This window comes from Mycobacterium sp. GA-1285 (assembly GCF_001499905.1).
Lineage (GTDB): Bacteria > Actinomycetota > Actinomycetes > Mycobacteriales > Mycobacteriaceae > Mycobacterium.
On record NZ_LQIS01000013.1, the window covers coordinates 47,787 to 61,479 of the forward strand.

At 68.0% G+C, this 13,693-nt stretch carries 11 protein-coding genes; 6 read left to right on the plus strand and 5 right to left on the minus strand.

Translation table 11 applies throughout. The annotated features are described in order from the left end of the window. Positions 1-33: 33 nt before the first annotated feature. Both AU193_RS10435 and AU193_RS10440 read left to right on the plus strand, forming a co-directional pair. Positions 34-609 (plus strand): hemophore, encoded by a 576-nt coding sequence (locus tag AU193_RS10435; protein ID WP_064422305.1) that lies wholly within the window; start codon positions 34-36, stop codon positions 607-609. Between the two features lie 189 nt (positions 610-798). Further along, on the plus strand, positions 799-1,173 hold the full coding sequence (locus tag AU193_RS10440; RefSeq protein WP_064422353.1) for a heme-binding protein: 375 nt from the start codon (positions 799-801) through the stop codon (positions 1,171-1,173). Between the two features lie 59 nt (positions 1,174-1,232). On the opposite strand, the gene AU193_RS10445 is transcribed toward AU193_RS10440, so the two are convergent. Both AU193_RS10445 and AU193_RS10450 read right to left on the minus strand, forming a co-directional pair. Then, positions 1,233-1,610: a DUF3054 domain-containing protein gene (locus AU193_RS10445; protein WP_064422306.1), complete on the minus strand. Its 378-nt coding sequence runs from the start codon at positions 1,608-1,610 to the stop codon at positions 1,233-1,235. Positions 1,611-1,702: 92 nt separating this feature from the next. Then, the gene (locus tag AU193_RS10450; RefSeq protein WP_064422307.1) at positions 1,703-2,764 is read right to left on the minus strand and encodes a YbhN family protein; all 1,062 of its coding nucleotides are present in this window, start codon (positions 2,762-2,764) and stop codon (positions 1,703-1,705) included. A gap of 75 nt (positions 2,765-2,839) precedes the next feature. Here AU193_RS10450 and AU193_RS10455 point away from each other — a divergent pair, with 75 nt between their 5' ends. Continuing rightward, the gene (locus AU193_RS10455) at positions 2,840-3,979 is read left to right on the plus strand and encodes an AI-2E family transporter (RefSeq protein ID WP_064422308.1); all 1,140 of its coding nucleotides are present in this window, start codon (positions 2,840-2,842) and stop codon (positions 3,977-3,979) included. Between the two features lie 35 nt (positions 3,980-4,014). Here the strand turns inward: AU193_RS10455 and AU193_RS10460 are convergent, their stop codons facing one another. The 3 genes from AU193_RS10460 to trmB are packed head-to-tail and all read right to left on the minus strand — an operon-like array spanning position 4,015 to position 8,905. Further along, complete coding sequence (locus AU193_RS10460) at positions 4,015-7,359, minus strand: MMPL family transporter (protein ID WP_064422309.1); 3,345 nt, start codon at positions 7,357-7,359, stop codon at positions 4,015-4,017. Positions 7,360-7,409: 50 nt separating this feature from the next. Then, positions 7,410-8,123, minus strand: coding sequence for an NYN domain-containing protein (locus AU193_RS10465; protein WP_064422310.1), 714 nt, complete (start codon positions 8,121-8,123; stop codon positions 7,410-7,412). Further along, positions 8,123-8,905, minus strand: a complete 783-nt coding sequence (gene trmB, locus AU193_RS10470; protein WP_064422311.1) for a tRNA (guanosine(46)-N7)-methyltransferase TrmB — start codon at positions 8,903-8,905, stop codon at positions 8,123-8,125. Before trmB ends, AU193_RS10465 begins: the two co-directional genes overlap by 1 nt. Before the next feature lie 137 nt (positions 8,906-9,042). Between trmB and AU193_RS10475 the strand changes: the two genes are divergently transcribed. The 3 genes from AU193_RS10475 to AU193_RS10485 all read left to right on the plus strand — a co-directional run bounded on the left by AU193_RS10475 (position 9,043) and on the right by AU193_RS10485 (position 13,523). After that, on the plus strand, positions 9,043-10,047 hold the full coding sequence (locus AU193_RS10475; protein WP_371259179.1) for a hypothetical protein: 1,005 nt from the start codon (positions 9,043-9,045) through the stop codon (positions 10,045-10,047). Between the two features lie 8 nt (positions 10,048-10,055). Next, positions 10,056-11,525 (plus strand): hypothetical protein, encoded by a 1,470-nt coding sequence (locus tag AU193_RS10480; RefSeq protein ID WP_064422355.1) that lies wholly within the window; start codon positions 10,056-10,058, stop codon positions 11,523-11,525. Positions 11,526-11,693: 168 nt separating this feature from the next. After that, a complete protein-coding gene (locus AU193_RS10485) occupies positions 11,694-13,523 on the plus strand; it encodes a phosphoenolpyruvate carboxykinase (GTP) (protein ID WP_064422312.1) in 1,830 nt (609 codons plus the stop codon). Positions 13,524-13,693 lie beyond the last annotated feature (170 nt).

Below are 13,693 nucleotides of genomic sequence, written 5' to 3' on the forward strand. Positions count from 1 at the left end.
CTCGAGATCGTCCGCGAATCGTTAGGAGTTGAGATGAAAACGACCACGCGGCTGATGCGCCGCAGGGTTGTCGGTGTCTTCGCCGCCTCCGCCGCTGGCGGGGCCGTGGCGGCCGCGCTGGTGTTGCCGTCGCTCTCGGCTCCTCCGTCGGCGACCGCCGCTGAGGACCCGTGCGCCGCCAGCGAAGTTGCCAGGACGATAGCGAACGTCGCCACCTCGACGGGTGATTATCTCGACGAACATCCGCAGACGAACCAGGCGCTGACGACGATCTCCAAGCAGCAGGCAGGGCCGCAGTCGCTGGGTGCGCTGAAGGCGTACTTCGACGCCAACCCGCAAGTCGCCAAGGACTTGCAGCAGCTGCAGCAGCCGCTGGCCAGCCTGTCGGGCAAGTGCAAACTGCCGCTCACGCTGCCCCAGGTGATGGGCCTGATGCAGGCTGCCCAGCAGCAGGGCGGAGCTCTGCCCGAGGGTTTGCCGGGGCAGGCGCCGACCGCGAAGACCCCGGCGCTGACCGAGCCGGGCGCCACGGCCCAACCGCATGGCGCGTCGCCGGTTTCGCAGGGCGGCTCTCAGTCACCTGTGTCGGCCATCACTGGCCTGCCCTGACCACAAACGACGCGTAGCCACCCGCCGCGGGCAGCTCGAGCTGCGGATTTCGACATTTCGGCGATTCGTTGACCGCAAGGCAAGAAAGTCTGGAGACATTCTGCTTAGCTTTTCTTCGTTGGTCCCAGTTGGTAGACGTCGCTAACCGCCATGGTTACGGCCACCCCACTTCCGATGAAGGAGCTCACCATGTTTCTCTCGGCCCGTTCTGCGCGTCGTGCGGTTGCTGGCGCGGTCGGTACCGGCGCGATCGCCGGTGCGATGTTCTTGGGTGCGACGCCGCTCGCGGCAGCGGAACCACCGAACTGCACCGCGGCCGATCTCGCCGGCGTGGCCTCCGGCGTCTCCGCGGCGACGTCGGCTTACCTGTTCGCACATCCGGACGTCAACTGGTTCTTCACCAGCCTCGAGGGCCTGCCGCGTGAAGAGGTCCGGGGCAAGGTGCAGGACTACCTGAACTCCAATCCTCAGGTCAAGGCCGACCTGACCGGGATTCGTCAGCCGCTGGTCGATATCAAGAACCGCTGCGGTGACACCAACGGCGACGGCATCGCCGACAGCTAGGCCTGCCTTCGCTTGACACCGGTGCCCTCGGTGCATCAGCAGCGTGCATCCTGACGGTGTCAGCGCCGAGTCATGACATGGATCCCCGCGCGCCAGCCAAGCAACAGCACGGCCGTCGAGATCGAGGCGACCACAATGAAACTCGGCGCCACACCGGCAGACGTCAGCTTGCGTAGCAACATTCCCAGCACGATGGTGCACAGCCATACCGCAAGGCCGGTCGGGACCAGCGAGTAGGGCCGCCGCCACCCGAGGGACAGCACCCAGCCGGCGAGGGCACCCGATACGAATGGCCACGCGGTCTCGGCGATACCGGCGAGATCCAGGCCCTCGCCGTGGCTGCGCCGCCCGATCGTCGCGAACACGATCAGACAGGCCACGTCGGTGGCCAGCGCCGTCAGGGCGGGCCGGGTCTGTGCCCGGCTATCGATCGCCATCTGTCATCACATCCCATTCCACTGGCATAGCAAGGCAGGGCGGTGCGTGCCCTGGGAACAAGCGGCGATCATCGCAACGGCGCCGAGAACGGCTACTGCCGGTCGCATGCGTCGGGGTCGACGTCGGTGTCGGTGCGGAACATGAAGGAGAACACCACCCAACCGATTGCGGCGACGAAGATCCAGCTGACCAGCCGGTAGATCAGCATCGCCGATATCGCCGAGGCCAGAGTCATTCCGCTCGACACCAGACCGGGTACCAGCACCGCCTCCACCATCAGCAGCCCGCCGGGCATGAGGGGAATGGAGCCGACCGCGCGGGCGGCGACATAGGCCACAATCACCCCGAGCAGCGATGGTCGCCCGCCGGCGGCGTAACACGCGAACAGCAGCGTTCCCACGCCCGTGACCAGAGTGAACATCGACCAGGTGAACGCGACGCCGAGCTGGCGCCGGCTCAGCTTCACCGACTCGAGCTGAGCCAGCGTCTCGCGCCACTTGGTCACCCCGTTGTCGGCGGGTTTCGCGCGGACGTAATTCACCCAGGACAGCAGCCGCACTCCGATGCCGTCGAGCAGATCCGGCCGGGAGGCCACCGCTTGGGCCAGCACGATCAACATGATGAACCCGGTCAGCGTGAAAATCAGCGAGAACGGGTTGTGCTTGGCCCCGAGGAAGAACGCGCTACCCAGCCCCAGCAGCGCCAGGCTGATCACCTGCAGTGCGCCCGACATCACGAGCTGCCAGGAGGCGATGACCGGCGTGGCACCCCAGAGCCGCTGCTGACGGTAGATGAACGTCGCCGACAGCACCGGTCCGCCGGGAAGTGTCGTGCTCAGCGAATTGCCCGCATAGAACGCCGCCTGCGAACGCCATTGCCGCACAGGAACTCCCGCGGACCGCAGCAGCTTGCGCTGGATGTCGCCGAAGAAGTGCATCGAAGCCAACGCGGTGCCCACCGCCGCGAGCACCCACCACCAGTCCGCGGTGTAGAGGCTGTGCCACGCCTTGGCGAGCTGATCCCACACCAGTCCGAGCTCGACGCTCAACACGACGGCCGCAGCGGCGAGGACGGCCCACCGCAACCACCAGTACTTGCTGCGGGTGAGGCGCCCTTGGCTGCGGGCCGCACTCGCAGGCGCGTCGTGTGCCACGGGGTAAGGGTAAGGCGTGGTGATGCGGTTTCAAGAGATCCGTCGCCGCAAGTGCCAGGCCGTTACGCTATCGGGATGCCCGCGGGCCTTTCTCTCGACGACGAGTCCGTATCCCCTCTTGTTCGCAAAGGTGCGGCCTGGTCGTGGCGTCTGCTCGTCATCCTCGCCGCCATCGTCGCCTTGCTGTGGGTGTTCAAGCGACTGGAGATCATCGTCGTACCGGTCGCGCTGGCGACGATCCTGGCGGCGCTGCTGATGCCGGCGGTCGACTTCCTCGACCGGCGGGGAGCTCCGCGGGCCGGAGCGGTGGCGCTGATGTTGCTCAGCGGGTTCGCCGTGGTCGGCGGGATCCTGTCGTTCGTCGTCACCCAGTTCATCGAGGGCGCACCGGAATTGACCCAGCAGGTCAGCCGCAGTATCGACGGGATGCGCAACTGGTTGATCGAGGGTCCGCTACATCTGAGCCGGGATCAGATCGACAACGCGGGTAACGCCGCGATCGAGGCCCTTCAGAACAACCAGGAACGGGTGACAACGGGCGCGCTGTCGACGGCCGGCACGGTGACCGAGATCGTGACCGGCGCCGTGTTGGTGTTGTTCACGTTGATCTTCCTGCTGCAGGGCGGCCGCAACATCTTCGCGTTTGTCACCCAGATCTTCCCGGTCCACGTGCGTGAGCGGGTGCGCGAGGCGGGCCGGGCCGGCTTCCATTCGTTGATCGGATATGTGCGGGCCACCTTCCTGGTCGCGCTCGTCGACGCCGTCGGCATCGGCACCGGGCTGGCGATCATGGGTGTGCCGCTCGCGTTGCCGCTGGCCTCGCTGGTGTTTCTCGGCGCATTCATCCCGCTGGTCGGCGCCGTGGTGGCCGGTGCGCTTGCGGTGGTCGTCGCGTTGATCGCCAAAGGTTTCATCTACGCGCTGATCACGCTCGGCTTGGTCATCGCGGTACAGCAGCTGGAAGGCCACGTACTGCAGCCGTTGGTGATGGGCCGCGCCGTGTCCATCCATCCGCTCGCGATCGTGTTGGTGATCGCGGGCGGCGGCGTGCTCGCCGGAATCGTGGGCGCGCTGCTGGCGGTGCCGGTGCTGGCGTTCCTCAACAGCGCCGTGCGCGTGCTGACGGCGCGTGATCCAGACGCCGAGAAGGAGGCCCTCGAAGCCGACGAGGGTCCGTTGGTCAAGGCCGAAAGCGACCAGCTCCCGGAGGGTTAGCGGTCACCTGAACTTCGGGCTCCGAGAGTCCAGTCCTACAGCCGCCCTTCGCGCCGCAGCAGATCCTGTGCGCTCACCCCGCCGCCGCGGCGCTTATGCTCCTCGTCCTCGGGGGTGTTGAGCTTCTCGGTCGCGGCATCGGCGTCCTGCGCCCGAGGTGTCGGGATCGCGGTCGTGGCGTCCGGATCCTGTTGCCGCGGAGCGGGAATCGCGGTCGTGGGCGGCTCCTCGGCCGGCGCCGGTTGCGGCGGCCGTGGCCGTTGTTCGGGCATCGCCCGGGTGGCCTCGGCCGACGGACGACTCGGTGCCGACGGGGACGACGGGGCCGCGGGCGGCGGGCCGGCGGGTGCGCCGGTGCCGCGCAGTTCGCCCAGCCACGACTCGATCTCGCGTTCCTCCCGCGGCGGCCTGCCCCCACCCGGACGGGGAGGCGACGGAGCCGGTGCGGGCGGCGCCGATGTGGGCGGCGCCGGTGGCCGGGTGGCCTGTCGCGCCGTCGCGGCGGCGTTGCTGACCGCGTTGCGCACGGCGTTCTTCGCCATTGACAGCCGAGTGGTCTGCGGCTCGTCGGCCGGTGTGGTGGTGCTGGGAATCCGTGTCGTGCCGGTGGCCGAGGGGACCCGCTGCGGCAGCGCCTTGCGGGCGGCGCCGGGACGCGACCCCGCGACGGCGGGATGCGTCGGATCGTGCGGCGGGCGGGGCCGGGGCGGAACCGGTGCGCCCGCACCGACCAGCGCCTCGGGGTCCTCGACGGTCTCGCGCACCGCGGGACGCTTCCGTTCGTCGGGCAGCTCCGTCTCACCCAGGCCCAGGCGCTCCTGGATGCGTTTCATCCACCGCGGCGCCCACCAGCAGTCGTCGCCGAGAAGCTTCATCACGGCAGGCACGAGGAACATCCGGACAATGGTGGCGTCGAGCAGCAGCGCGATCAGCAGACCGAAGGCCAGGTACTTCATCATCACCAGGTCGGAGAAGACGAACGCGCCCGCGACCACCGCGAGCACCAGTGCCGCGCCGGTGATCAACCGGCCGGTGGTCGCGGTGCCGACGCGGATGGCCTCGGCGGTGGACAGCCCGCGCTCACGAGCTTCGACCATGCGAGACACCAGGAACACCTCATAGTCGGTCGACAGACCCCAGATGACCGCGATGATCAACCCGATCATCGGCGCCATCAGCGGCTGCGGCGTGTAGTTCATCAGCCCGGAGCCGTGACCCTCGACGAACATCCACGTCAACACGCCCATCGTCGAACCAAGCGTCAGCGCGCTCATCACCGCGGCCTTGATCGGCAACACCACCGATCCGAACGCCAGGAACATCAAGATCGTGGTCGTGACGATCAGGATCGTCACCATCAGCGGTAGCTTGTCGAACAGGCTGTGGATGCTGTCCTGCTCCAACGCCGGGGTGCCACCAACGGAGATCGACAACCCGCGCGGCGGCACGATGGCGCGAAGCTCCTCGACCTTCTTCGCCGCGTCGTTACGGTTTTCGAGTCCGTTCTGGATCACCCGAACCGAGGGGTCTTCCGAGCCGCCCTCCTGATACGGGCGCGGCTGCCACATTTTGGTCGGGTCGTCCTCGGGTTGGATGAAGCCGGGGATCGTCATCGCCTTGCTGCGGATCTCGGCGACCTGCTGATCGGTGACCGGTTCGCCTTCGTCGTTCTCGATCACCAACGTCAACGGCTCGGTGCGGAAGCCGGGGAACGAACTGTCGAACGCCTCCTGTGCCTGCCGCACGGCGTTGTCCGGCGGCAGATACTTCTCACTGATGCCGCCGAGCGAGAGCTGACCCAACGGGATGATCATGAGAATCATCACGATGACGATGGGTGCGGCGAATGCGATGGGCCGCTTCATCACCCGGTTGACCAGCTTGCCCCAGAAGCCCTTCTCCACCTCGGCGCGCGTCTTGGTCTTCTGGGTCTTCTCCGCCAACCAGTTCAGCCACCACACCGTCGGCTTGCGTACCAGCGAACTCACACCCGCGGCCGCGAGCACCAAGATGGTGCCCGCCACGAACACGGCGATGGCCAGCAGCAGCCAGAAGATCGCCGTGCCGAGGGTGTCCTTCGCGGCGAACAGGCCGACGAAGATCCAGACGAACGAGCCGACATAGCCGAGCACCAGACCCAGTCGGGCGTAGTTGGCGCCCTTGTCATGGGTCCGTCGGATCTGCGCTCTGGCGATGTGTCCGACGGGGATCGCGGCGAAGGGCACGAGCACACCGAGCGGGATGGAAGCGATCGCCAGCGAGTTGGTGCGGTCGGTGGTCTCCGCGGGCGACGGAGCCGGGTAAGGCTTGGTGAATCGCAACAAGGTGCGCACACCGAGCGCGTCGACGCGGGGTCCGAGCAGGGCCAGGGCTGCGGCCAGCACCGTCACCGACAGGATCGCGGCCAGCATGACCGAAGCGATGATCGCGTAGGTGATCGACTTGAGGAAGCCCTGCGGGAACAGCAGCAGCGGCACCGACGACGCCACGAGGATCACCGCGGAGAACATGATGGTGCGGCCCGAGGTCATCACGGTGCGCCGGACCGCCGCCTCGGTGTCGTAACCCTCGGCGATCTCCTCGCGGAACCGGCTCACCATGAACAGGCCGTAATCCACCGCGATACCGAGGCCCATCAACGTCACCACCGGCTGGGCGAAGAAGTGCACCGGCATGAATTCCGCGAGCAGGCGCATGATGCCGAGCGCGCCGGCGATCGTCAGGCCGCCTATGACGCCTGGGAGGGCGGCGGCGACCACGCCACCGAAGACGAAGAACAGCACCACACACACCAACGGAATGGCCGCGACCTCGGCGCGCCGCTGGTCGTCCCCGATACTGCCGGTCAGTTCACTGGCCAGCGGGTTCAGGCCGGCGAGCTCGATGCGGCCGCCGTTGAGCTGTTGCAGGTCAGGTTCGACGGTCTGGTAGTTCTTCAGGATCTCGTCGTCGGTGTCCCCTTGCAGGGGGATGCTCACGAACGTCTTCGACAGATCGCTGGTCTTCATCTGCTGGACGGTCGCGCTCGCGGCGTCGGGTGCCCGCAGCCAGCCGACCCAGCTCACCACCTGGTCAGGGTGGTCCTTGACGAAGCCGTCGAGTTCACCGACGACGTCCCGCTGCCACTCCGGGTTGTCGACCTTCTTCCCGTCGGGCGGGGTGAGGATCGCCACGACGTGGCTGGTCCGGTCGCGACCGAAGGCCTCGTCGGCCACCACCGATGCGTGCACCGATTGGCTGCCTTCGTCGTAGAAGCCGCTCTGGGTGACGTGGCTGCCGAGGCTGATCCCGTAGATGCCGCCACCGAGGCAGAGCGCGACCATGACGCCGATGACGATGTATCGGTATCGGTACACCGTTCGACCCCACCAGGCGAACACGTAAGCTCCTTACTCGATTCTCTCGAAGTCGATGGCGACCTCTGAGCGGTTCAGTTGTTGACCCGCGAGGTCAATAGCGAGGACAGCGGCCGGAACGGCTGCAACCATGCCCCCTGCTCGGGCAGCGAATCGAGGCCGATTCGCGGTAGCGGTTCCCGGAAAACACCAGGGATGTCCTCCAGGTCGACGAACTCCAAGGTATCCGACGCTAGCGCCCAGCTCGCATGTTCGCGAAATCCGAGCACCTGCACCGGGATGCCGTCTCGGGCGATTTCTTCCAGCGGGTGTTTGAAGGCCTGCCCGTCGGCCGAGGCCACCAGGAGGCCGGCCAAACCCTCGCCGCGGCGCAGCGCGATGTGGTCGAGCATGTCGCTGTCGACGTCGCTGTCCTCGCCGATCTTCGGCTTGGCGAAGACCGCGAACCCCACGTTACGCAGCGCCTCCACCCATGGCCGGACGACGTCGGCGCTGCCGGGTGCGATGTTGGTGAACACGGTGGCCTCCGGCTCCAGCGAGGCGGGACGGGCCGTGCCCTCTAGTTGGGCAGACAGTTCGGCGGTACGCGCCAGCAGCCAGCGGCCCAGCGCGTCGAACCGCGGTCGGTGCGCGGCTGTCGGCCTGCCGCCGAGGATGGAGCCGAGCCCCATGTCGAGGTTCGGCGCGTCCCAGACCAGCAGCACGCGGGCCGTGGCATCGGCCGGCGACGGCGGCGCCTCGGGGGGTGCCACCTCTTCTATATGCCCGAGGTCCTCCGTGAGGCTCATCACGCTCTCTCCCACACCAGTTCGGCGACGGCGCTGCCGGCGTTTCGCGCCTTGCCTTCGTATTTGGTGACCGGTCGTTCGACGGAGATTGCAAGCGCGTCGGACGGGTTCACCCGGCGCAACCGCGGCTCCGCGTCGCCGACCTCGGCGATCTGCTCGGCGTAACCGGCGTGGTCCGTCGCCGCATGGAAGACCCCGCCGGGGCGCAGCCGCTCGGCGATCAACCCGACGGTGGCCGGCTGCAGCAGGCGGCGCTTGTGGTGGCGGGCCTTGGGCCATGGGTCGGGGAAGAACACCCGCACGCCGGTCAGTGAGCCGGGTCGGAACATGTGCTGCAGCACGTCGACCCCGTCGCCGCGGACCAGCCGGATGTTGGGGACGCCCTCGCGCTCGATCCCGGAGAGCAGTTGGGCCAGCCCCCGGCGGTACACCTCGACCGCGACGACGTCGATTCCAGGTTCCGCCTTGGCCATCGCCAGCGTCGAGGTCCCGGCTCCGCAGCCGATCTCCACCACCACGGGCGCAGACCGCCCGAACCACGCCTCGGTGTCCACCAGCGGAGCGGGGACGTCGCCGTCGCGTGCCTGCATGCCGATCTCGGGCCACAGCCGGTTCCACGTCGCCTGCTGCGCGGCGGACAGCGTGGTACGCCGCGTGCGGAAGCTGGTGACGCGGGGATAGCGGTGCTGCTGGCCGGCCGGTCGGCGGAGGGCCTCGGGTCCCGAAGTCGACCCCTCGGCGACGTCGGGCCCGGGCAGATGCATCCGTCCATGGTCGCTCATCGGGAGTGGAGTACCCGCATCGTGGTACAGATTGATACCCAACAGTTGCCTTCGGCTGGTATCGGCGGCTATCCCCAGGTGCAGGCTCGGCCGCTCCCCAACACGCTGCGACGTGTCACGATCGTCGAAGGCGGTCGGTGAGGACCGCCGGTCTCCGAGGGGAAGGTCACCAGATTTTCGTCGACGCGCTGCTACAGATCTGCGAAGAACGCCGCGACCCGCGGCTGACGGCGATCATCAAGCGCCTGTGCGCACCGACGCGGGTGGCGGTGCGCGGTCGGCAAGGGGTCGGTCGCGCGACTGTGGCGGCGGCGTTGACGGCCGCTGGGATCGCGGTGTCGACCGACGGTGTCGCCGACATCGACGTGCTGGTGATCGCCGAAGCCCTCAAACCCGACGATCGAGCCCTTCTCGACCGATCGGGCCGGCCCGCCGTCGTCATCCTGACCAAGGCCGACCTCACCGGCTTCGGCGGTGCTGGGCCGATGGCGCACGCGTACCACCGGGCCGCACAGTGCCGTGCCTTGACCGGGCTGCCGACCGTGCCGATGGTCGCGCTGCTCGCCGACGTGAACCTGACCGGCGAGTTGCTCGACGCGCTGCAGACCCTGCTCACCGAACCTGCCGACCTGTCGTCGACCGACGCGTTCGTGCAGTCGCCCCATCGGCTGCCGCGGGAAGCGCGCGAGCGGCTGCTCGCCGCGCTGGACCGGTTCGGAATCGCCCACGCGGTGCTCGCGCTCGACCGGGGCGCGAGTGTTGATTCGCTGCCCCACCACCTGCGCCGGCTCAGCCAGCTCGACCGGGTCGCCGAACACGTCCACGCTGCGGGTGCACCGTTGCGGTACCGCAGGCTCCGCACCGCGGTGAGCCAATTACGCGCGCTGACAACACAATCCGACCATGCACGGCTGGCCGACCTCTTGGTGAGCGACGCCTCCGTCCTCGCGGCGATGACGGCGGCGGTGGACGTCGTCGAGGCCGCGGGCGCGCGCGTCGACCGGGGCGACGACCCGGCCGCGCACCTGCGCCGCGCCGTGCAGTGGCAGCGGTACGGCAACGGCCCGGTCAACGCGCTGCACCGCGCCTGTGCGGCCGACATCAGCCGCGGTTCGCTTCGCCTGCTCGGGCGGTCACGGTGACTGCGGAAGTGACGAGTACCGATCCAGTCGCCGCGGCCGATGCGGTCGTCGCGGCCGTCGAACCCGGACTCGCCCCGCCTGCGGTGCGCGCCCGCGACGTCGTACTGGTGACCGGTCCCTGGCTGGCGGGCACCACCAGCGTGGTCGCGGCGCTTCGGGAACGGATGCCCGAGCGCACCTTCGTCGAGGCGGAGGATCTCGGCCCAGCCGAGGCGCCCGCCGCTGTGGGGTTCGTGGTGTCGGCGGTGTCGCCGCTGACCGAATCCGACTGCGCGCTGGCCGATTCCGTCTCGCGTCATACCGACCTGGTGGTGGGTGTGGTGTCGAAGATCGACACCCACCGCAACTGGCGTGAGGTGCTGGCCGCCGATCGGGCGGTGTTGGCTGATCGGTCACCGCGCTACGCCTCCGTACCGTGGGTGGGCGCGGCCGCCGCACCGGATCTGGGTGAGTCGCACATCGACGAACTGGTGAGCCTGCTGTGCCGGCGGCTGGCCGATCCCGAACTGGAGCGACGAAACCGCTTGCGGGCGTGGGAAGGCCGGCTCGAGTCGGTGACATGCCAGTACCGCGCCGACGGCGACGGTGCCCATCGACGTGCTCGCGTCGCGGCGCTGCACAAGAATCGTGACGACATCGTGCGAACTCGCCGGGTGACGAAGTCCGAACGCAACATCGCCCTGCGCAGCCAGATTCAGCAAGCCCGTGTCCAGTTGGGGTATCTCGCGCGTAATCGCTGCACTTCGGTGCGGGCCGAACTCACCGAGGACGCGTCCGCACTGGGCCGCAGGGCACTCGGTGACTTCGAGTCGCGGGTGCGCGAACGTGCCGCCGAGGTGGTCGATGAGGTCGAGGACGGTGTCACCGCGCATCTGGGCGACGTGGCGGCACAGCTCGGGATGACCGCTCCGCCGGTGTGTGACGCGCCGGCGGTCCCCGAGATCGCCCCGCCGCGGCTGAAGTCGCGGCGGTTGGAGACTCAGCTGACGACGATCCTCGGCGCCGGTTTCGGTCTGGGGGTGGCGTTGGCGGTGACGCGCTTGTTCACCGGGCTGGCCCCCGGTCTGACCGTCGCCGGTCTGGTCGCCGGTGGTCTCGTCGGGCTGGTGTTGACGGTGTGGGTGGTCGGTGTCCGGCGGGTGCTGCAGGACCGGGCCGTGCTGGATCGCTGGCTCACCGACGTCACCGGCACCGTCAAGTCCGCACTCGACGAACGTGTCGCGACGCGGGTGCTGGCCGCCGAGAACGCGCTGTCATTGGAGTTGGCCGCCCGGGACGAACGCGAGGCATCCACCGCGGCGGAGCGGATCGCCTCGATCGACGCCGAACTTCGTGAGCACGCGCTCGAGAGGGCGCGGGCCGCCGCCGAGCGCGACCGCCGGCTGCCGTCGCTGCAGCGGGCGCTCGACGCCGTCCGCGCCGATCTGTCCGGCCGGCGCGCACGACGTGATGACACTCGGTCGGTAAAACCCCTGTGAAACAGCCATCTGAATCGTTCCTGTGAGTGATCGGACACACTCCCGATTCACCGTGCACTTCTAACCCGCGATAACCTCGGTATAGGGAGACCGCAGCGCCGCCTATCCCTGTCTGGGTGGCGCACACGGAGCCTTGGGGCCTGGCAGCAACAGACACAGGAGATTTTCATGACCGCAGCGACCATCCCGGGTTTGGACACCGCACCGACGAAACACGAGGGTCTGCTCGCGTGGGTGCAAGAGGTCGCCGAGCTGACACAGCCCGACCGCGTGGTGTTCGCCGACGGCTCTGACGAGGAGAACGCCCGCCTGTGCGAGCAGCTCGTGGCGGCAGGCACCTTCAAGCGACTCAACGACGAGAGGAAGCCGAACTCGTACCTCGCGCTGTCGGATCCCTCCGATGTGGCCCGCGTCGAGTCACGGACCTTCATCTGCACCGAGAAGGAGATCGACGCCGGCCCGACCAACAACTGGATGGATCCGGCCGAGATGCGCGGCATCATGACAGACCTCTACCGCGGCTGTATGCGTGGCCGCACCATGTACGTGGTGCCGTTCTGCATGGGCCCCCTGGGCGCCGAGGACCCGAAGTTGGGCGTCGAGATCACCGACTCCGAATACGTCGTCGTGTCGATGCGGACGATGACCCGGATGGGCAAGGCCGCGCTCGACAAGATGGGCACCGACGGCTTCTTCGTCAAGGCGCTGCATTCGATCGGCGCACCGCTGGAGCCGGGGCAGAAGGACGTGCCCTGGCCGTGCAACGACACCAAGTACATCACCCACTTCCCCGAGACCCGCGAGATCTGGAGCTTCGGCTCGGGCTACGGCGGCAACGCACTGCTGGGCAAGAAGTGCTACTCGCTGCGCATCGCCTCGGCGATGGCGCACGACGAGGGCTGGCTCGCCGAGCACATGCTGATCCTCAAGCTCATCTCGCCGGAGAACAAGGCCTACTTCATCGCGGCGGCGTTCCCGTCGGCCTGCGGTAAGACCAACCTCGCGATGCTGCAGCCCACGATCCCCGGCTGGCGCGCCGAGACGGTCGGCGACGACATCGCGTGGATGCGGTTCGGCAAGGACGGCAGGCTGTACGCCGTCAACCCGGAGTTCGGGTTCTTCGGTGTGGCGCCGGGCACCAACTGGTCCTCGAACCCGAACGCGATGAAGACCATCGAGGCCGGCAACACGGTGTTCACCAACGTCGCGTTGACCGACGACAACGACGTGTGGTGGGAGGGCCTCGAGGGCGATCCGCAGCACCTGATCGACTGGAAGGGCCGCGACTGGACGCCGGACTCCGAGGAGAAGGCCGCGCACCCGAACTCGCGCTACTGCACCCCGATGTCGCAGTGCCCGACGCTGGCGCCCGAGTGGGACGACCCGCAGGGTGTGCCGATCTCGGCGATCCTGTTCGGCGCGCGTCGCAAGACGACGGTGCCGCTGGTCACCCAGGCCCGCGACTGGCAGCACGGTGTGTTCATCGGCGCCACCATGGGCTCCGAGCAGACCGCCGCCGCCGAGGGCAAGGTCGGCACCGTGCGCCGCGATCCGATGGCGATGCTGCCGTTCCTGGGCTACAACGTCGGCGACTACTTCGCGCACTGGATCGACATCGGCAAGCAGTCCGACGAGTCGAAGATGCCGAAGATCTTCTTCGTCAACTGGTTCCGTCGCGGCGACGACGGCCGCTTCCTGTGGCCGGGCTTCGGTGAGAACAGCCGCGTGATGAAGTGGATCATCGACCGCATCGAGCAGAAGGCCGGTGGCCGCACCACGCCGATCGGCACCGTGCCCACCGCCGAGGACCTCGATCTCGAGGGTCTTGACGTCGATCCCGCCGACGTGGACGCTGCGCTGGAGGTCAACGTCGACGAGTGGCGCCGGGAGCTCCCTCAGATCGAGGAGTGGTTCGAGTTCGTCGGCGAGAAGCTGCCGACCGGCATCAAAGACGAGTTCGACGCGCTGAAGCACCGGTTGGAAGCGGAAGCCGAATAATCCGCGAGCGTGCGTGTTTGCGCACAACACGCCACTGAAATACGACACTTTGAGCACGCTCACCGCAGGGTGAGCGTGCTCAAAGTGTTCGTGGCTGCTCAGCGACGCTGCTGCTCTTAGAGCCGGCTGCCTGGCGAGCACACAAATCGGCGACCACTTGACACCTGTCA

Bases quoted from the DNA above. Each gene is read 5' to 3' on its own strand.
- AU193_RS10435 (WP_064422305.1), top strand. From the start codon at position 34: ATGAAAACGACCACGCGGCTGATGCGCCGCAGGGTTGTCGGTGTCTTC.
- trmB (WP_064422311.1), bottom strand. From the start codon at position 8,905: ATGAGCGACCATGGACGGATGCATCTGCCCGGGCCCGACGTCGCCGAG.
- AU193_RS10485 (WP_064422312.1), top strand. From the start codon at position 11,694: ATGACCGCAGCGACCATCCCGGGTTTGGACACCGCACCGACGAAACAC.
- AU193_RS10445 (WP_064422306.1), bottom strand. From the start codon at position 1,610: ATGGCGATCGATAGCCGGGCACAGACCCGGCCCGCCCTGACGGCGCTG.
- AU193_RS10465 (WP_064422310.1), bottom strand. From the start codon at position 8,123: ATGAGCCTCACGGAGGACCTCGGGCATATAGAAGAGGTGGCACCCCCC.
- AU193_RS10455 (WP_064422308.1), top strand. From the start codon at position 2,840: ATGCCCGCGGGCCTTTCTCTCGACGACGAGTCCGTATCCCCTCTTGTT.
- AU193_RS10440 (WP_064422353.1), top strand. From the start codon at position 799: ATGTTTCTCTCGGCCCGTTCTGCGCGTCGTGCGGTTGCTGGCGCGGTC.